Origin of the sequence: Halobacillus halophilus DSM 2266, from assembly GCF_000284515.1 — a bacterium.
Classification (GTDB): domain Bacteria; phylum Bacillota; class Bacilli; order Bacillales; family Halobacillaceae; genus Halobacillus; species Halobacillus halophilus.
In genome coordinates this window covers 1,795,758-1,815,633 of sequence record NC_017668.1, presented here as the reverse complement: position 1 = coordinate 1,815,633, position 19,876 = coordinate 1,795,758, and the positions used below count along the sequence as shown (strand labels likewise).

Here is a 19,876-nt window from a genome sequence, read left to right as displayed (position 1 = left end):
AGTGATAGTGGTCTATTAGGTTAATCCCCCACTTAGGAATCATCATAAACTGACAAAAAACTCCTGAACCAGCATGGATCAGGAGTTTTTTAACATTATTTAGTGATGTGAATCGGGCTGCCCATGGCTACTTCAGCCGCTTCCATTGTAATCTCACCAAGAGTTGGGTGAGCATGGATAGTTAAGGCAAGATCTTCAGCGGTCATGCCTGCTTCAATGGCAAGTCCTAATTCAGAGATCATGTCACTTGCATTTGGTCCTGCAATTTGAGCACCAATCACTAGATTGTCATCTTTACGAGTAATCAGTTTCAAGAACCCGTCACTATCATTAAGAGAAAGCGCGCGTCCGTTAGCTCCGAATGGGAACTTAGATGCTTTCACATCATATCCCGCTTCCTTAGCTTCATCTTCTGTATAGCCAACAGAAGCAAGTTCTGGATCGGAGAACACAACAGCAGGGATGCCTAGATAATCAATTTCTGATTTTTCACCGGCAATAACTTCTGCTGCGATTTTACCTTCATAAGAAGCCTTATGAGCGAGCGGAGGTCCATCAACGATGTCACCAATCGCATAAATGTTATCAAAGTTTGTGCGACACTGCTTGTCGATTTGAATAACACCTTTATCGCTCATTTCAACACCAAGTTCTTCAAGACCGATTTCGTCTGTATTCGGACGGCGTCCTACGGTTACAAGCACGTAATCAGCTTCGATGGTTTTTTCTTCACCTTTTACTTCATAGGTTACTTTTACGCCATCTTCCGTTTCTTCTACCCCTTGTGCCATAGCATTGGTAACAATATCTACGCCTTTTTTCTTCAAGCGTTTCTTAACGAGAGAAGACATTTGCTTCTCAAAGCCGCCAAGGATGTCTTTCATGCCTTCAAGGATAGTTACTTCCGTATCGAAGTTCGCATAAGCCGTACCTAGCTCTGTACCAATGTAACCGCCGCCGATAACGACCATTTTCTTCGGTACCTCATTAAGAGCAAGTGCTCCAGTAGAGTCAATCACGCGCTCAGAGAACTTGAAGTTAGGAAGTTCAATTGGACGGGAGCCAGTCGCGATAATACAGTTATTAAACGTGTACGTCTGGGAGTTCTTATCATCCATAATACGCACTGTATTTTTATCTACGAAGTAGACTTCACCTTTTACGATATCGACTTTGTTGTTTTTAAGAAGTCCTTCTACACCGCCGGTAAGCTTCTGAACAACTCCGCTCTTCCACTCTTGTACTTTAGAAAAGTCTACCGTCGTGTTTTCAGACTGAATGCCCATGTCCTCGGCACCTTTGGCGTGCTCATAGCGGTGACCCGCCTGAATAAGCGCTTTGGAAGGAACACAGCCTACGTTCAAGCAGACTCCTCCAAGGTTACCTTTGTCTACGATTGTTACGTTTTGTCCAGTTTGAGCGGCACGGATAGCAGCTACATAGCCGCCAGGTCCCGCTCCAATGACTAACGTATCTAGTTCAATTGGAAAATCTCCTACTACCATACTTTACGCCTCCATCATAATTAGTTGTGGATCGTTCAGTAAACGCTTGATGTTATTCATTGCATGCTGAGCTGTTGCACCATCGATAATACGGTGGTCAAAGCTTAGGGAAATAGCAAGAACAGGAGCTACAACTACTTCGCCATCACGAACCATTGGTTTTTCAGCAATACGTCCAATTCCTAGAATAGCAACTTCTGGATGGTTGATTACTGGAGTAAACCATTGTCCGCCGGCAGATCCGATATTTGTAATCGTTGTAGATGCGCCTTTCATTTCTTCGGATGTCAGTTTACCATCGCGAGCTTTGACTGCCAATTCATTGACTTCACTTGAAATGGAGAAGATTGACTTACGGTCTGAATCTTTCACCACTGGTACAAGCAAGCCTTTGTCAGTGTCTGCTGCAATACCAATATTATAATAGTGTTTTTGAATAATTTCATCTTTATCGTCATCTAGTGACGTATTTAATACTGGATATTTCTTAAGCGTTGATACAAGCGCTTTTACTACATAAGGCAAGTAAGTAAGCTTAATATCCTGTTCAGCAGCTACTGCTTTGAATTTCTTACGGTGAGCAACAAGTTCTGTCACGTCTACTTCATCCATAAGGGTTACGTGAGGAGCTGTCTGCTTAGAATTCACCATAGCTTTAGCAATGGCTTTACGCATACCGCTCATTTTCTCGCGAGTTTCAGGATACGCTTCTCCAGCTGCTGGGGCTGTCTGAGCCGCGGCTGCTGTTTCTTGCTCTTCTGATTCTTCGCTTGCTGTATCCGCTGCCGCCTCGGTTTGGTCGCCGCTCATGAAGCTCTCGACATCCTCTTTCAAGATACGGCCGTTTTTACCAGAGCCTTGTACTTTACGGATATCTACATCGTTGTCGCGGGCAAATTTACGCACGGACGGCATAGCTACTACACGCTTGTCTTCATCTACATCACTGTCACCTTCAGCTGCAGGCTGTTCAGAAGCAGATTTTTCTTCTTTTTGCTCTGATTGTTTTTCTTCTTTCGGCTCTTGTTTAGTTTCCTCTGCGGAATCATCAGAAGATCCTTCATCAGAACCTGTGTCTTCGGAGCCGTCATCGATTGTGATAATGACCGTTCCTACTGTAGTTGTTTCGCCTTCTTCGACATGGATTTCTTTTACTGTACCATCGACTTGAGACGGAATTTCAACAACTGCTTTGTCGTTTTGCACTTCGCAAATGACGTCGTCTTCTTTAATTTCATCACCTGGTTTTACAAACCATTTGGCAATTTCACCTTCGTGGATACCTTCACCGATATCAGGCAGTTTAAATTCAAATGCCACGCTTACTACCTCCCATTATTAAAATGATTAAAAGTTCATTACTTGGTTAACTTTTTCAACTACAGAATTGTAGTTTGGAAGCCAAACTTCCTCTGCTTGAGTGAATGCATAAACAGTATCAGGTGCATGAACACGCAGTACTGGAGCTTCAAGATGCAGAATAGCTTTTTCTTGAATTTCAGCAGCTACGCTTGCTGCAATACCTGCCTGCTTTTGTGCTTCCTGTACAACAACTGCACGGTTTGTTTTCTTAACAGATTCAAGAATGGTTTCATAGTCAACTGGGCTGACTGTGCGAAGGTCGATCACTTCAGCACTCACACCATTTTCTTCTAGCTCTTCAGCTGCTTTCAGGCAAGAGTGAACCATTGCGCCATACGCTACTAGAGTAACATCGGTTCCTTCGCGTTTAATATCTGCTTTATCAAGTTCAATTGTATAATCCTCTTCTGGAACTTCGCCGCGGAAAGAACGGTATAGTTTCATATGCTCAAGGAAAACGACTGGGTCGTTATCGCGGATTGAAGAAATTAATAGTCCTTTTGCATCGTAAGGTGTAGAAGGAATAACGACACGCACACCTGGCTGCTGAGCGATTAGACCTTCAAGACTGTCGGCGTGAAGTTCAGGTGTATGAACACCGCCGCCGAAAGGAGAACGAATCGTAATCGGCATGGAGCGTGTGTTACCTGTACGATAACGGTAACGAGCCATTTGACCATTGATTGCGTCCATTGTTTCATAAACGAAACCAAAGAACTGAATTTCAGGTACTGGACGGAAGCCAGTCAAAGCAAGTCCGATGGACATACCGCCAATTCCAGACTCAGCTAGTGGTGTATCGAATACGCGATCTTCACCGAATTCGTCTTGAAGACCTTCTGTCGCACGGAATACTCCGCCGTTTTGACCAACGTCTTCACCGTAAATCAGCACGTTTTCGTCGTTTTTAAGCTCGGTTTGCATCGCGTTTGTGATAGCTTGGATCATTGTCATTTGTGCCATGGTCTACTTCGACTCCTTTTCCTTATATTCTTCCATCTGTTCTTCTAGGTTAGGTGGAAGTTGTTCGTGCATGTTACTGATCAGATCTGTAACTTTTTGTTTCGGTGTATTGTCTGCTTCTTTAACCGCAGCTTTGATTTCTGCTTTCGTATTTTCAATTAATTCATTTTCTTCTTCTTCCGACCACAGGTCTTTGCCTTCGAGGTACTTACGGAAACGGACGATAGGGTCTTTCTTCTCCCATTCGCTGTCTTCATCGTCTGTACGATAACGTGTAGGGTCGTCCCCTGCCATTGTGTGTGGACCATAACGGTAAGTAAGAGTTTCAATTAATGTTGGACCTTCACCGTCAACCGCACGTTTACGCGCTTCTTTTGTAGCTGCATAAACGGCAAGTACGTCCATACCGTCTACTTGAATTCCTTCAATACCAGCTGCAACTGCTTTTTGCGCAATGGTTTGAGCAGCAGATTGCTTTTCAACTGGTACAGAGATCGCAAAGCGGTTATTTTGCACAACGAAAATAGCTTGCGCGCCAAACGCTCCGGCAAAGTTAATTCCTTCATAGAAGTCACCCTGGGATGCTCCGCCGTCACCGGTATAAGTAATAGCCACTGCATCTTGGCCGCGTTTTTTGAAGCCTAGTCCCACACCGGCTGCTTGTGTAATTTGAGCACCGATGATGATTTGAGGGCTAACTGCATTCACGCCTTCTGGCATTTGGTTTCCTTTAAAGTGACCACGGGAAAATAGGAAAGCCTGGTATAGAGGAAGGCCGTGCCAAATTAGCTGAGGCACATCACGGTAGCCTGGAAGAATAAAGTCTGCTTTTTCCAGTGCGTATTGACTTCCAAGCTGAGAAGCTTCCTGTCCTGCTGTAGGAGCGTAGAAACCTAGACGTCCCTGACGGTTTAACGCGATGGAACGCTGATCCAATATACGCGTATAAACCATACGCTTCATAATTTCTTTTAAATCTTCATCTGACAAATCAGGCATTGCATCTTCATTGACGATTTCGCCTTCTTCGTTCATGATTTGAAACATTTCGAACTGATTTTCAATGTTCTCAAGAGTACGTTTCAAAATCGTTCACCTCTTCCTTTCTTATTCTAAAAATAGATGCTGTGATTAGCTTTCCCAAATATGAAAAAAAACTGTACCGATTTGCTCTTTACGTATTACCCTGTACACAACTTCACTAATCATACGTAAAATCTCAGCTAAACTGTTACATTTTCCCTGGAAGATTTAATGGTACAATGTAGATCCACTTAGTAGTTTAGCTCAATTCGCCATCATTCGTCAATTACAACCTTAGCTATAACCCATATATAGTTCTGTGCCTTGCGCACAGGGCGTGTAAAATGGAGAAAAAAGATAGAAATACCGCCTCTACTGTACCATTGAAAAATTAAGCCTGTATTAATTTTAAGTTTTTTCTCTGTATCATGCAAATAAAAAAACCGCCAGACGCTGACGGTTGATAAGTATGTATAGCTTGCTAAGCGATTTCGACAATTATTCGGACTTTTCAGTTTCTTCGTAGGATACATTGAGATCAAGTGCTTCGTAAAGTTCTTTCTTTTCATTATTATACTGATCTGTATATTCGTTGAATTCTTTATTAGCCTCAATGACCTGATTATAGCTGTTATTAATACTTTCAATTTTCTTCTGCATATCTTCTTCAGCTAACTCTTTGTTTTGAAGCATATCATACAATTCTTTATCATGTTCTAATGCTTTGTTATAAGCATCATATAATTTCTGATAGGCTTGATAACGGCTGTCCATCGTTCCAACAAGTTCCTCGGCCTTTTCTTTCGCTTCTGCCTGCTCTTCATCTAACTCATCGATCAACGGTTTGATCTCATTGAACTCTTCTTTGGCGGCTTCAATACTTTCTTTTTCCGCTTCAAGTTTCTCCTGTCTTTCTTCTACAATTCCAGCGGCCTCTTTAGAAAGCGACTGAATTTTATCAAATTGATCCATATTCAAATCAATTATTTTCTCATAAAGCTCCTGTTCTTCATTTTCGAGCTTAACGAGAGGCTGCTGCTGTTCCCGGAAACCTTCCTCTTTCTCAACTGCTTCTTCCAGGTGATTGTACACCTCTTCCTGAGCAGATGGACCTGTACACGCAGCCATAATAAAAACAACTGCTGCCAATGCCATGAACAAACGTAAACGCACGATCACTTTTTCCCCCTTTTATGCAGACTGCACCTAAAACATGATTGTAATCTTGTGATATGTACAATAGTATAATAAATGAAATTAAATTGGAAGTGACTTTTTTCAAATGTTTCCAATAATCTTGGAGCAAAGACACAGGTCCGCTTCCCTATTTATATAAGATGGTATAATGTTCAAGTGGGAAAGGATGTTTAGTATGATAACTATGGAAGATATCGTTCGGGAAGGGCACCCGGCCCTACGGAAGGTGACAGAAGAAGTAGCTCTTCCTCCTTCTGAAGAAAACAAGGAAACCCTGGAAGCCATGCTTCAGTATTTAAAGAACAGTCAGGACGAGCAAGTGTGTGATCGATATGGTCTGCGTGCTGGGGTTGGACTAGCTGCGCCGCAGATTAATGTAAACAAACGAATGCTTGCCGTACATTTTATTGATTTAAAAGATAAACTTTACAGCTACGGATTATTTAATCCTCGTATTGTAAGTCATTCGGTGGAACGCTCTTACCTTTCAACAGGTGAGGGATGCTTATCTGTTGACCGTGAAGTACCTGGCTATGTGCCAAGGTATCGCCGCATCACAGTAAAAGCGACAGATCTTGAAGGCAGCGAGGTTAAACTTCGCCTGAAGGATTATGCCGCGATTGTTTTCCAACACGAAATTGATCATCTTCATGGCATTATGTTCTATGATCATATTGACCCTGATGATCCATTCAAAGAGCCTGAAAATGCTGTTCCCGCTGATCGATAAACCTCTATAAAAAGAAGCCTGCCGAAATCCCGGCAGGCTTCTTTTATTGGGTTTATCCAGAGACCATAACCCTAATGTGCCAATCGTTATAAGTGATTTTCAGAGGCTTATTCAACAATAGGACCGGTTACTGTAAGACTCGACTTCGAGATAATTTGGGTCCGTTACGATATTTGGAGAAGGGCCCCTTCGGAAAAAGAGAATTCTGTTCTCCTTAACCTGGCTGGAATGCTTATATAACAGGCTCTATCCCAAAGTTTCAGCCTGATAAAAGGATAAAGCTCATGTAGTATTTCTTCTCAAGCGGTGAAGGGTAAAGCCGTTTCGAGCTTCTAATTTGGCAAAGTCCGGAGGGGGATGATGTAGACTCCTGTGGGATAAAAATGACAGGGGAGACCCCGGAAGGCCTGAGGCCTGAGGGGGCTCCGCGCATGCCCACGGAAAGCGAAATCATCCCCCGAAGGACTGTCCTCTCAGCCTAAATATCTCGGAACTGAGTCTTACAGAAAAGGGAGCTTACTGCAATGTCCATAATCCTTAGTCAGGAGCGTGCTTTTAATAGTCCCAGGTCGTAGATGGCTTTTACCAATCCGCCTTCATTTACATCGGTGGTTACCATATCACTAACCTGTTTAGCTTCGGGAACAGCGTTTCCCATGGCTACTCCTGTACCCGTTTCCCGCAGCATTTCAATATCATTTAACCCGTCTCCGAATGCAATGGAATCCTCAATTCGAAGACCAGCTGCTTCAATCATTTTTTTGATTCCCTCAGCTTTCGATCCTCCTCCTGGTAAAACATCACAGGAGTAAGGGTGCCAGCGGATGTAATCAAATGCTTTGTGAACACTTCTATAGTCTTCAATTTCCCCTCCCTGACAGAACAGAAGGGATTGGAAGATTTCCCGGCCTTTATAAAAAGACTCATCTACCTGCGGATAGTCGAAATGAAGCGAACCCAGGCTTTTTTCAATATGAGAATGTTCTTGCTCGGAAGCTCTCATGGTTTCATGGTTCATAAAAACCATGGGATGATTGTTTTCTTGCGCATGTTCATGTAACTTTTCCAAGTAACTTTCGGAAAGGGGGTTTTTGTAGACTACTTCCCCTTCCAATATGACGTACTGACCATTAAAACTTACAAAGGAATCGATTCCAAGCTCTTCCCTTATTTCTTCGTACATGAATGGTGCACGTCCAGTAGCAATTGCGCAGTAAACGCCAGAATTTTGCAGCTGCTTTATAGCTTCTTTCGTTTCTTCTGGCAGTTGTTTTTGATGATTGAGTAATGTCCCATCGATATCGAAAAAGGCGATTTTCTTGTCCATAAAAGTTCCTCCATCTCTGTATTCCATAACTATTTGGTTATCCCATCATAATTAAGTTAATTGTTTGGCTATACTGTAGCACGAGAGGATAAATTTGAGAAGAAAAACAAACCATAATAACAAATTCTACTATGTAAATGTTTCATTCTTAATCAAACCGTATTATACTAGTAGTAACAGGGATTGGGCGGTTAACGTTTTAGTGCTTTTTTCATCAGTGGAAGGGGATGGATTCACCATGATGAAGCGATTGTTAAGGAAGCTGAAAAAACGTTGGAAAAAATTGATGGAACGCAAGACATATGCTTAGAGCCCACTGGCCGGATGGCTCCAAAAGCTAGTTCAACTACCGTTATCATTACCATACGATAATTAAACGTGCTATTATTAATGACAGGACAAGAATGTGGAAATTATATCTAGTTAGGAGCGATAATGTAATGATATACAAAGTATTATATCAGGAACTGGCGAAAGAAGTTCCTGTCCGTGAACGTACTCAAGCCATGTACGTAGAAGCGGAAACCGAAAGAAGAGTTCGTGAAAAATTGGCTAATAAAGGATTTAACATTGAATATATCCAGGTGCTTAATGAGGATCATCTGGCTTATGAACAACAATCCGAAGATTATCAAGTGGAGAATCTGTAACGCATGAAATTTGTAAAAAATGACCAAACAGCCGTATTTGCCCTTGGCGGTCTCGGCGAAATTGGAAAAAACACATACGGCGTTCAGTTTCAAGACGAAATCATCCTCATTGATGCAGGTATTAAATTCCCTGAAGATGAACTTCTGGGAATCGATTATGTTATTCCTGATTATACCTATTTAGTTCAAAATCAGGATAAAATTAAAGGGCTCTTTATTACGCATGGTCACGAAGACCATATCGGCGGAATCCCTTATTTACTACGTGAAATTAACATCCCTATCTATGCTGGGAAACTTGCTGCCGGCTTACTTCGAAATAAGCTGGATGAGCACGGCCTGCTTCGTAACACGAAGATGCATACGATTCAGGAAGATGATGTAATTAAATTTCGCAAAACATCAGTATCCTTTTTCCGTACCACCCACAGCATTCCAGATTCATACGGAATCGTTGTGAAAACACCTCCGGGTAACATTGTTCATACCGGAGACTTTAAATTTGATTTCACACCTGTCGGAGAACCTGCTAATTTAGCTCGTATGGCTGAAATTGGAAAAGAAGGGGTTCTCGCCCTGTTATCAGATAGTACGAATAGTGAAGTACCTGGCTTTACCAAGTCAGAACGTGTAGTTGGACAAAGCATTGATGATATATTCACACGTGTAGACGGACGTTTGATATTTGCAACATTTGCCTCAAACATCCACCGGTTACAGCAAGTTGTGGAATCGGCAGTTAAAAACGGCAGAAAAGTTGCCGTTTTTGGACGCAGTATGGAATCATCCATCCGTATCGGACAGGAGCTCGGTTATATCCGCGCACCAAAAGATACATTCATAGATGCGCAGCAAATTAACCGTCTTCCGGCCAACGAAGTGGTTATCCTATGTACCGGTTCTCAAGGTGAGCCAATGGCAGCTCTATCCCGTATTGCCAATGGTACCCACCGTCAAATTCAAATTATGCCTGGCGACACCGTCGTGTTCTCCTCTTCCCCAATCCCTGGTAACACGATCAGTGTCAGCCGCACGATCAATAAATTGTATCGTGCAGGAGCCGAAGTTATTCACGGCCCATTGAATGACATTCATACATCAGGGCACGGCAGCCGTGAAGAAATGAAGCTGATGCTGCGTCTGATTCAGCCACGCTTCTTTATGCCGATCCACGGTGAGTATCGCATGCTGAAAGAACATGCGAAGTTAAGTCATGATTGTGATTTAGCCCCTGAAGATTGCTTTGTTATGGATAACGGTGATGTATTAGCTCTTGGTAAAGATGAAGCGATGGTCGCTGGTAAGATTCCATCTGGTTCTGTATATGTAGATGGCAGCGGAATTGGCGACATTGGTAACATCGTACTGAGAGATAGACGTATTCTTTCTGAAGAAGGCCTCGTAATTGTAGTGGTTAGTATAAACATGAAAGAGTTCAAGATCGCTTCAGGTCCAGATATCATCTCTCGCGGATTCGTCTATATGAGAGAATCGGAAGACTTGATTAAAGAAGCGCAGAAACTTGTAAATAATCATGTTGAAAAAGTTATGGAACGCCGTACGACACAGTGGTCTGAAATTAAGAATGAGATTACAGACACCATTGCACCATTCTTATTTGAAAAAACAAAACGACGTCCAATGATCCTTCCGATCATTATGGAAGTATAAAGACACCGAAAACCCCCGCTGATTAAATTCAGCGGGGGTTTTTTAAAGATCTATTGACTACAACATATGCTTGCTAAATGATCATAACGTTTAGCACCGACACCGTTTTCTACAGATTTTGAACCTCAGAAAGACAGGGCTGGTTTCTCTTGTTGGAAAATAGAACTTTTTATAATCGTTTTAAAGCTTTTTTCAAATCAGGCAGTTCTAGGGATCCATTCTCAAAAAAGTTCTTAACAATATACTGGGAATAGTTAACGGCTGATTGATAGTCGATATGGCCCGGCAGTGGTGCCATATCTTCAATAGCTACATCGATAATAACTGGCTGGTTGGATACAAAAGCCTGCTTCATTTTTGGTGCCAGCTCCTCATAGCTTTCAATTCGATAACCTTGCCCTCCACAGGACTCTGCGAATTTTGCAAAGTTCATTTCTCCTAAATTGGTGGCATGGTTAGGATGGCCCATTTGAGCTTGTTCATATTTGATTAAACCAATTTTACTATTATTTAAAACGATGATTTTGACTGGAAGATTATATTTAACCGCGGTCACAAAATCATGCATCACCATGGAAAAGCCACCATCACCAACAATACCGATTACTTGTTTCTCTGGGTAGGCAACCTGTGCAGCAATCGCACCTGGTAAACCACTGCCCATGGTGGCAAGCCAGCCGGAAATAACAAACTTCTGGTCCACAAATGGCAGAAAACGCGAAATCCAGACCGTTACATTCCCAACATCTCCTGAGATAACAGCTCCAGATTCCATATGATTTTCCAGTTCATACATGACTTGAGGCGCGTGTAAAGGATTCTCTTCAGAACGCTTCTCCTCTTGAAGAGCAATATGCCAGTTCTTCATTTTTTCCTGGTATTTTTCAAGGAATGGACGCTCTTCTATAGTTGTGATTCCTTGAGTCAAAGCTTCCATCGTTTCTTTCGCATCCCCGGCTAAACCTAATTTAATCGGATAATACTTCCCAAGATGCTCTGGTTTGTTATCGATTTGAATGGCATCTACATGGTCGGGCAGGAAATCCCGGTAAGGGAATTGAGTGCCTATAAGAATAAGAAGATCCGTTTCTTTCATGGCATGATAAGCCGGTTTCGTTCCAATTTGTCCTGTATGCCCGAGGCAGTAAGGGTGGTGATCTGGTAAAATCCCTTTCGCTAGAAGACTTAAGATTACAGGGGCTTTAATGGTTTCAGCAAAAGCCATTAGCTCTTCTCTTGCACCAGCTGCTCCTTTACCTGCTAAAATCACTGGCCTTTCTGCCTGCTCAATTCGTTTCTTCGCTTCTATCATGTTGTTTTGTTTAGGCATCATCTCAGGCTGAAATAGGTTGCTTGCACGTAACCGTACATCGTCCGTTTGCTTTGCGGCAAAAAGATCATCAGGAACAATCAGCACAGATACACCTTTTTTAGCGTAAGCTTCTCTCACGGCCTGATCCAGAAGATCCGGCAGCTGTTCCTGTGAGGCAGCCCGTTTATTAAAGACCGCTACATCATCAAACATGCGCTCAAGATTCTGTTCCTGAAACGCTCCGGTGCCCACCTGATCACTTTGAACATGCCCTACAATGGCGAGTACAGGTGCCTGGTCCGCTTTTGCATCATACAAACCGTTTAATAAATGAATAGCACCAGGACCTGTGATGGATAGCGTGACGCCTAACTTTCCGGTAAGCTTCGCGTAAGCTGCTGCTGCGAGCGCTCCTGTCTCTTCATGTCTTACCTGTAAAAAAGAAAGTTCCTCTTCTCTTTTCCTTATATCATCAATAAATTCATTAATAGAATCTCCTGGCATTCCATATATATGATTGACTCCCCAATCAATTAACTGCTGGGTTAATACTTCGCCTGTACGTTGATCGAACATAAGTATCATCCTTCCTAAGTTTCCTAGTGCAATGAATATTGTCTATAGCACTTTATATTTCCCTTTTGCTTAAGAAGTAAACTAAACTGCCACCAAATATTGTATATTTGTTTATCCCAAGCATCTTTTTTTATGCTCTCTTAAAGTATAATGTTGATTTTTCATAAGAGCCTTATTACGCAATAGGGCGGTTTAGTTGAAGACTCAGTTTCGAGATACTTTTATGACAAGAAAGGTCCTGCGGGGGATGATTCGCTTTCCGCGGGCATGTGCTGAGCCTCCTCAGTCTTCGACTTCCGGGGTCTCACCGATCATGTTTATCCCGCAGGAGTCTTCATCCTCCCCCTCCGGACCTTGCCAAATTAGAAGCTCGAAACCACTTTAACCATCACCTGCATAATGAAGTATTATCCAATGTAGTTAGGATGTAACGACACACATCGCCCGTCATGAAAGCATTTCATACAGATTACGGAGGAGAACCAATCTCTTCTGGAAGGGTCCGTTCGCAACATTATAGTTGGGGTGGTGGGGAAATGGCGCGACTCCCATGGGAGAAGGAACTAGGTGAGATCCCGCAGGGAGTGAAACGAGCGAGGAAGCTCACCGTTCCCCCATAGGAAAGCGAGTTATTTCCCCACCAGCCCTCCTCCACATAGAGTAACGGACCCATTTATCTCGAAACTGAGTCTTACAGAAAAGGAAGCTTTACCTTAAAATCAACACGGAAGTTTAACAGAGCTTTTTTTTAAATATCTCACCGTTCGTTATCATATGAGTTTCGTTTTTCAAGTATAGAAAGCGTAATAGTAATGGAAGGAAGGGCTGCTGCGGAAAACGATTCTTACAATATCGGGAGCTTAATTTAAAAAATTACGACGAAGAGTTTACAAAGCGTAGAAATGATTGGCTTTAAAAGCTAAGAAAAAAACCTGCCGGCCGGGCAGGTTTTCTTAAAATGATGATTAATCTTCAACTACAAGATTTTTTTCAAAACGACTGATGTCTTTATCTGCTCCGATGACAATCAATACGTCATTTTCGCGGATTTCTTCTGTGGCCATTGGAGAGACAATGACATCTTTCTTCCTTTTAATAGCCACGACGTTACACCCGTACTCAGCACGGATATCGAGATCCACCAGAGTGCGGCCGCTCATTTTGCTTCCTGCTTTAACCTCTACGACACTATGGTCATCTGATAATTCAATGTAGTCGAGAATGTTGTTGGAGATGATATTATGTGCAATTCGTTTACCCATATCACGCTCAGGGTGAACAACGTGATCAGCCCCAATTTTAGCTAGTACTTTTTCATGATAGTCATTTTGTGCTTTTACAGTAATGGTTTTAATGCCCAATTCCTTCAGCATTAAAGTGGTGAGGATACTCGCTTGAATGTTATCCCCGATTGCTACGATGACGTGATCAATATTACGCAGGCCAAGTTCCCGCAATACGTTTTCATCAGTAGAATCGGCGATGACAGCATGTGCCGCTATATCTCTATATTCGTTCACTTTATCTTCATCAAGGTCTAAAGCTAATACTTCCATGCCTTCACGGCTAAGCTCACGGCAGATACTGCCGCCAAACCGACCGAGACCTATCACGGCAAATTCTTTTTTCATGATCTGTCCTCCATCTTTTCAGTAAAAATCTAACGTTATTCTATCACATTATACGCTTCTGCACATCATAAAGTATGAATGTAATAATATCCTATGGCTTACAATTAGACTGTCTCTGTTAAACTTCCGTCGTGATTTTAAAGTTATGCTCCCTTTTGTTGAAGACTCAGTTTCGAGATAAATGGGCCCGTTACTCTAGATAGAAAAGGGTTGGTTCGGAAATAACTCGTCTTGTTCCAACATCCAGACCCTCGAGACATAAGCCGAGCATCAACGGACGGAAAGACCACTATTCTTTTAATACTCGGCTTATGCTGTTCGTGTCTTTCGGGGTGATTCCACATTTGAACACTTTCCTATGGCCCTGCAGGATGAAGGGTCGATCGACGTTGCCACAGGACGTGGCGACTTTAGTCGATCCTCCTTTTGGCCAAGAGCTTCCTCGCTCGTTTCACTCCCTGCGGGATCTCACCTAGCCCCTTCTCCCATGGGAGTCTCGCTATTTCCCCACCACCTCCACTATAATGTTGCGAACGGCCCCAAAAGTGGGAACCTTAAATCGTCTTAAATGCTTCTATAGCGAAGTTTATACCCTGTAGATACTCGGTACTCAGCGTTGATCACATAGGTTGTTATTTCTCATATGAAGGCATTTACGTAAAGGATTTCGAGCTTTCAATGATCGCAAAGGGCCGGAAGGGAACGGTGAAGACTCCTAGGTTAAAAGTGGAAGCACCTTGGTCAGCGGCGTATGGACTGGACATAGGAAGTTCGACTAAAATCCCCACGTCGTGTGGCAACGTCGAACGACCCTGCGTCATGCAGGGCCAAATGTGGAGGTGCCTTGTTCAGCCTCGCCAAGCTTAAGAACGACCATGAAAGGAAGGGCTCTTCTTCCTATCATGGTTGGACTTAAGACCTCGAGAGGCTAGGCACCGAAACTAGCCTTGAGCTGGCGGAGATAAAGGAAACACGAAGAGCGTAGCGATTCGATGTTGACTTATCGTACAGAACTGAGGGAAGTCTCACTAGCCGCTAGGTGCTGGAGCTGGATAGCTCTCCTTGTCGTTTATGTTCTGATTTTCGAGTAAGACTAAAAAAAGTGTAGGAATGGAATGAACATGATCGGTGAGATCCCGGAAGGCGTAGCCTTAGGAAGCTCACCACATGGGATGTTCGTCTAAGACCGCCACCTCCTGTGGCAACGTCGAACGACCCTGCGTCGTGCAGGGCCACGGAAAGCGAGCCGTTCCCTGGAGCCACTTCTCCACCCAATATCTCGAAACTGAGTCCACCACAATCCGGCCCTATTGCGTAATAAGCCTCTTATGAAAAACCTACAATAAACTTTAATGGAGATCGCAATTAAAAAAACTTGCAGAGAACTATGATCATTCTCTGCAAGCTATTTTTTCACCGTATTATTTTTTACCTTTGACATAATCAGCATCAAACAGGAACATCCTCATCAGCATCACAAGTGATGGAATGAGTAAAAATAGTCCGGCTATAAACACGACAATTAAGGCCACCGCCATAGATTCACTTGTCACTCCGCCAGACAGTGTTACATACGGGTATAGCAGATAAGGTAGATGGGAAGCGCCATAACCGAAAAAGGCTACAAAGAATTGGAGCATAACCGCGATAAAAGCCCATCCATAATACTTGCCCTGGTAGATTAGGAATACTGCAGCCATAAAGAAAGCCACGGAAATTCCAAAAACCCACCACAGATCGATTGCCCGCTGGAAGTGTTCCGGGTTTTGCTGACTAAGCGCAATAAACGTGGTCAGGCTGGCAATAATGGTTGGCGAACTCCAGAATAATGCGTACTTCCTAACTAAATCAAGCGCAGGTTCGTCCCCAGCACGCTTTGCATAATAGGCGAGGAACATGGAGCTGATATACAGAACAGAGACGATAGCTAGAAAAACCACACTCCAGGAATAAGGACTGGAAAACAGCTCTCCGTACATCAGTTGGACCCCGTTCTCTGTTTCTTTAATATAACCACCCTCGGAGATCGTGAGGGCCGTTGACAGAGCAGCAGGTATCAACAAGCCTGTGGCTCCGTACAAAAACATGTACAAATGATTCTCTTTTGAACCATAGTTTTCAAAGGCGTAAAACGAGCCTCGAATAGCAAGCAGGACAATTGCAATACTTCCCGGGATTAATAGGGATTGCCCAAAGTAATAAGCCATATCCGGGAAAAACCCAATCAATCCAACAAAGAAAAATACGAAAAATACGTTGGTTACCTCCCAGACGGGAGAGAGATAACGAGAGATCAGTTTATTAATGATGTGATCTTTTTTTGTTACTTTAGCAAAATAAGCAAAGAACCCGGCACCGAAGTCAATCGATGCCACAATGAGGTAGCCGTAGAGAAACAGCCAAAGTACAGAAATACCAACTAATTCGTAACTCATGAGTTAGTTACCCTCCTTTGTAGCTGCCACTTCAGGATAACGATGTTCAAGCTCATGTTCAGCCGGGTTTCCTTTAAATATCTTACGGAGCGCGATTACACAGCCGATCGACAGCACAATGTATAAGCCAATGAATAGAATAAGCATCCATCCAACATATGGCGAGGTCGTTGCCCCTTCAGAGACAGTCATAAATCCTCTTAGAATCCATGGCTGCCGTCCAAGTTCCGCAAATACCCAGCCAAATTCGACAGCGGCCATGGATAATGGTCCGAGAGAAGCAATCCCCCATAAGAGCAGCGGGTGATATTCGTTCCACTTCTTCACCTTCCAGAACACCAGGTACATAAGGGAAACTCCCAGTGTGAAGAAACCGATCGTCACCATTAAGTCAAACATATAGTGAATCCAAAGCGGAGGCTCTTCATCATCCGGAATTTGATCCAGTCCGGTTACCTCTGCATTAAAGTCGCCGTAAGCTAAAAAGCTTAAGCCATTTGGTATCCGGATCGCATTCTCCACTTCCTGATTTTCATTTAATGTACCGAAAACAACCAGGTCTGCTCCTTCTTCCGTTTCAAAATGCCATTCTCCGGCAGCCAATTTTTCCGGCTGCTCTTTAGCAAGAAACTTAGCAGATAAGTCACCTGCAATGGCGGTAGCTATGGCAAAAATGAATACGGAAACGACCGTAACCTTTAAGGCCTTCATATGGTAAAGAGTATTTTTCTTTTTCAATAAATAAATAGCTGCAATGGTCGCAAGGACAGCTGCTGCGGTTAAATAAGATGTAGAAACGACGTGAAAAACCTTCGTGGGCGTCGCTGGATTAAACATCGCAGCTAATGGTTGAATGGACGTAACTGTATCTCCTTCCAGTTCAAACCCTTGCGGAGTATTCAGAAAGCCGTTCACCGATGTGATGAAAAATGCTGATAATGTAGACCCAATCACAACAGGAATGGACAACAGCCAGTGGTACATAGGATTTTTAAATCGGTCCCATGTATAAAGATAGATTCCTAAAAATATAGCTTCAAAGAAAAAAGCGAAAGTTTCCATGAAAAGTGGTAAGGCGATCACCTTACCTGCCAGCTGCATAAAGCTCGGCCATAACAGGGAGAGCTGTAATCCAATCGCGGTTCCTGTCACAACCCCTACAGCCACTGTAATGGTAAATCCTCTTGTCCAGCGTCTTGCCAGCAGCGTATAGTGAGGATCTTTCTTTTTAATTCCTATAAATTCTGCTATGGATATCATGACCGGAATACCTACACCAAGCGTCGCAAAGATCGCGTGATACCCAAGAGTAAGTGCAGTCAGCATGCGGCTAAGCGTAGCACTATCTAAATCAAACATCTTCCCTTCCCCCTCTTACTGCTAGTAAATCTTATGAATTCAGACAATCTACCCCTAGTATAATAGGTGAAAACGGTTTAAGTGCGATAGGTATATGACTATTTTGTGACAAACTTCACAAAGTCTTAATTTAAGTTTATGATACACGATATGGTCTTTGATGTCTAAATGTATGCCTAAAACGTTTTGTAAGTTCTATTCCCTATCCCTTATGGTTTCTAACGATAGATTGCACACTAAAAAGACACCCCGGTTAGGGTGCCTTTTAGACTCATGAAGTGATAGGTGAATCAAAATCCTAGATGGCATCAAGCATTTGGAACTGGGCTTTCACTAATTCATAATACTCACCTTTTTGATCCATTAATTCATCGTGTGAGCCGTTCTCAAGTATGCGCCCATTTTCCAGCACATAAATATTGTCCGCTTCACGGATCGTGGACAGCCGGTGAGCAATAATAATGGCGGTTCGACCATGTAACAATTTACGGAGGGCTTTCTGGATACGTACTTCCGTTTCGGTATCGATACTTGCCGTAGCTTCATCCAAAATTAAAATTCGCGGATCTGCAAGCAAAGCACGGGCAAAGGAAAGCAGCTGCTTTTCTCCAGCCGATAGAATACTACCGCGCTCTTCTACTTCTGTATCATACCCATCGCTTAAACGATTAATGAAACCTTCCGCTCCTACCACTTTAGCCGCTTCTTTCACTTCTTCATCACTGGCAGTTGGACGACCAAAGCGGATATTCTCAAGAATGGTTCCGGAGAAGATAAAGGTATCCTGCAGCACGACACTGATTTGCTGGCGCACACTGTCAATAGTCGCATCCTGCAAATCGACTCCGTCAATTTTAACCGCTCCCTTGGTAGGATCGTAGAAACGGCTGATTAAATTCGCAATGGTCGATTTCCCAGACCCAGTGTGCCCCACCAGAGCCACCGTCTCTCCCTGTTTCATTTCTAAATTGATATCATGGAGAGCGATCCGTTTTTCATCATAAGCAAATTGAACGTGGTCAAATTCTATATGACCTTTCATGTCTTTCAGTTCAACCGCATTTGTCTTCTCTTCTACATTTGGCTGTTCATCCAGGAACTCAAAGATCCTTTCCGAAGAGGCCATTGCCATGAGCATTTGATTGTACATCATACCAAGCCTTGAAATGGGCTCCCAGAACATACCCAGGAAAAAGGCAAAGGAGACGAATTTACCAATGGAGATATCCCCGCTCAGGATCAGATAGGCACCGAAAGAAATAAGGATAACGGTTCCTACCGCGTTACTCATCTCTACAAAAGGCCGGAACATCGCACTTTTTCTGGTCGCTGTATTCCAGGACTGAAAGTTATCGGTATTCACGCCGTTGAAGTACTCCGCATTTTCTCTTTCCTGTGAAAAAGATTGCGTAATTCGAATCCCTTGAATACTCTCATTTAAATGAGAGTTGAGACGAGACTGCTGAATCCGTACATCCTGCCAGGAGCGCCTGATATTGCGGCGCAGTTTCGTCGAAATATAAAACATAAGCGGCATGATCACAAGTATGGCTAAGGCAAGCTTAGGACTCATCCAGAACAGGATTGCGATAATCCCGGTAAGCATGACCACATCCATAAGCAAGTTGATAATACCATTCGTAAACAATTCCTGTAGAGAGTTTATATCATTCATTATTCTTACAAGAATGGAACCGGCTGATCTTGAATCAAAGAATTTGTGAGAAAGCCGCTGAACATGCGAAAACAAATGCTGCCGAAGGTCATAAATCACATTCTGACCTAAAATATTTACATATTTAATCCTCAGTGTATTTGCAATATAACTAAGCAGGTAAAGAATAGAAATACCGACAACAAGTTGAATTAAAAGATTTGTATCACTGTTGCCAATAGCTTTATCAATGGCTACTCTACCAATTAAGATCGGCACGACCAGACGGACTATTGTTGATACGAGCATCGCGATGATTGAAATTGGAAGCAATGTTTTAGAGTAAGGCTTCACATAACGGAGCAGTCTCCACATTTGCGACCAGTTAAAGGGCTTTTCAACTGCCTGATCCTGTGTATATTTAAAACGATTTAAATGTTTATTTGTGACAGGTTTATGTTTCGGTTTTTTTGCCACCTGG

The 19,876-nt window shown here is 42.9% G+C and carries 14 protein-coding genes; 3 read left to right on the top strand and 11 right to left on the bottom strand.

The window, feature by feature from the left end:
• Nucleotides 1-95: 95 nt before the first annotated feature.
• The 5 genes from lpdA to HBHAL_RS08890 form a co-directional block, all read right to left on the bottom strand.
• Nucleotides 96-1,505, bottom strand: coding sequence for a dihydrolipoyl dehydrogenase (gene lpdA / locus HBHAL_RS08910; RefSeq protein ID WP_014643052.1), 1,410 nt, complete (start codon nt 1,503-1,505; stop codon nt 96-98).
• A gap of 3 nt (nt 1,506-1,508) precedes the next feature.
• Entirely contained in the window at nt 1,509-2,825 is a 1,317-nt protein-coding gene (locus tag HBHAL_RS08905; RefSeq protein ID WP_014643051.1) for a dihydrolipoamide acetyltransferase family protein, read from the bottom strand.
• A 27-nt stretch (nt 2,826-2,852) separates the two neighbouring features.
• A complete protein-coding gene (locus HBHAL_RS08900) occupies nt 2,853-3,830 on the bottom strand; it encodes an alpha-ketoacid dehydrogenase subunit beta (RefSeq protein ID WP_014643050.1) in 978 nt (325 codons plus the stop codon).
• A 3-nt stretch (nt 3,831-3,833) separates the two neighbouring features.
• Nucleotides 3,834-4,916: a pyruvate dehydrogenase (acetyl-transferring) E1 component subunit alpha gene (pdhA, locus tag HBHAL_RS08895; protein WP_014643049.1), complete on the bottom strand. Its 1,083-nt coding sequence runs from the start codon at nt 4,914-4,916 to the stop codon at nt 3,834-3,836.
• Between the two features lie 435 nt (nt 4,917-5,351).
• Nucleotides 5,352-6,032, bottom strand: a complete 681-nt coding sequence (locus tag HBHAL_RS08890; protein ID WP_014643048.1) for a YkyA family protein — start codon at nt 6,030-6,032, stop codon at nt 5,352-5,354.
• Between the two features lie 193 nt (nt 6,033-6,225).
• Here HBHAL_RS08890 and def point away from each other — a divergent pair, with 193 nt between their 5' ends.
• Complete coding sequence (def, locus tag HBHAL_RS08885) at nt 6,226-6,780, top strand: peptide deformylase (protein ID WP_041601300.1); 555 nt, start codon at nt 6,226-6,228, stop codon at nt 6,778-6,780.
• Nucleotides 6,781-7,321: 541 nt separating this feature from the next.
• Here the strand turns inward: def and HBHAL_RS08880 are convergent.
• Complete coding sequence (locus HBHAL_RS08880; RefSeq protein WP_014643046.1) at nt 7,322-8,107, bottom strand: Cof-type HAD-IIB family hydrolase; 786 nt, start codon at nt 8,105-8,107, stop codon at nt 7,322-7,324.
• Between the two features lie 440 nt (nt 8,108-8,547).
• On the opposite strand from HBHAL_RS08880, the gene HBHAL_RS08875 reads away from it, so the two are divergent.
• Nucleotides 8,548-8,757: a DNA-dependent RNA polymerase subunit epsilon gene (locus tag HBHAL_RS08875; protein WP_014643045.1), complete on the top strand. Its 210-nt coding sequence runs from the start codon at nt 8,548-8,550 to the stop codon at nt 8,755-8,757.
• 3 nt (nt 8,758-8,760) lie between these two features.
• The gene (gene rnjA, locus HBHAL_RS08870) at nt 8,761-10,428 is read left to right on the top strand and encodes a ribonuclease J1 (protein WP_014643044.1); all 1,668 of its coding nucleotides are present in this window, start codon (nt 8,761-8,763) and stop codon (nt 10,426-10,428) included.
• 169 nt (nt 10,429-10,597) lie between these two features.
• On the opposite strand, the gene HBHAL_RS08865 is transcribed toward rnjA, so the two are convergent.
• From HBHAL_RS08865 to HBHAL_RS08845, 5 genes are all read right to left on the bottom strand, one after another.
• A complete protein-coding gene (locus tag HBHAL_RS08865; protein WP_041601299.1) occupies nt 10,598-12,316 on the bottom strand; it encodes a pyruvate oxidase in 1,719 nt (572 codons plus the stop codon).
• 965 nt (nt 12,317-13,281) lie between these two features.
• Nucleotides 13,282-13,947 carry a potassium channel family protein gene (locus HBHAL_RS08860; RefSeq protein ID WP_014643042.1) on the bottom strand — a complete coding sequence of 222 codons (666 nt, stop codon included), beginning with the start codon at nt 13,945-13,947 and terminating at the stop codon, nt 13,282-13,284.
• Between the two features lie 1,421 nt (nt 13,948-15,368).
• Nucleotides 15,369-16,382 carry a cytochrome d ubiquinol oxidase subunit II gene (locus HBHAL_RS08855; RefSeq protein ID WP_014643041.1) on the bottom strand — a complete coding sequence of 338 codons (1,014 nt, stop codon included), beginning with the start codon at nt 16,380-16,382 and terminating at the stop codon, nt 15,369-15,371.
• A 3-nt stretch (nt 16,383-16,385) separates the two neighbouring features.
• Nucleotides 16,386-17,741, bottom strand: coding sequence for a cytochrome ubiquinol oxidase subunit I (locus HBHAL_RS08850; RefSeq protein ID WP_014643040.1), 1,356 nt, complete (start codon nt 17,739-17,741; stop codon nt 16,386-16,388).
• Between the two features lie 298 nt (nt 17,742-18,039).
• A complete protein-coding gene (locus HBHAL_RS08845; RefSeq protein WP_014643039.1) occupies nt 18,040-19,872 on the bottom strand; it encodes an ABC transporter ATP-binding protein in 1,833 nt (610 codons plus the stop codon).
• Nucleotides 19,873-19,876: the final 4 nt, after the last annotated feature.

Coding starts and splice junctions, on each gene's coding strand:
- rnjA (WP_014643044.1), top strand. CDS start 8,761: ATGAAATTTGTAAAAAATGACCAAACAGCCGTATTTGCCCTTGGCGGT.
- HBHAL_RS08855 (WP_014643041.1), bottom strand. CDS start 16,382: ATGAGTTACGAATTAGTTGGTATTTCTGTACTTTGGCTGTTTCTCTAC.
- lpdA (WP_014643052.1), bottom strand. CDS start 1,505: ATGGTAGTAGGAGATTTTCCAATTGAACTAGATACGTTAGTCATTGGA.
- HBHAL_RS08875 (WP_014643045.1), top strand. CDS start 8,548: ATGATATACAAAGTATTATATCAGGAACTGGCGAAAGAAGTTCCTGTC.
- def (WP_041601300.1), top strand. CDS start 6,226: ATGATAACTATGGAAGATATCGTTCGGGAAGGGCACCCGGCCCTACGG.
- HBHAL_RS08865 (WP_041601299.1), bottom strand. CDS start 12,316: ATGTTCGATCAACGTACAGGCGAAGTATTAACCCAGCAGTTAATTGAT.
- HBHAL_RS08900 (WP_014643050.1), bottom strand. CDS start 3,830: ATGGCACAAATGACAATGATCCAAGCTATCACAAACGCGATGCAAACC.
- HBHAL_RS08850 (WP_014643040.1), bottom strand. CDS start 17,741: ATGTTTGATTTAGATAGTGCTACGCTTAGCCGCATGCTGACTGCACTT.
- HBHAL_RS08880 (WP_014643046.1), bottom strand. CDS start 8,107: ATGGACAAGAAAATCGCCTTTTTCGATATCGATGGGACATTACTCAAT.
- HBHAL_RS08860 (WP_014643042.1), bottom strand. CDS start 13,947: ATGAAAAAAGAATTTGCCGTGATAGGTCTCGGTCGGTTTGGCGGCAGT.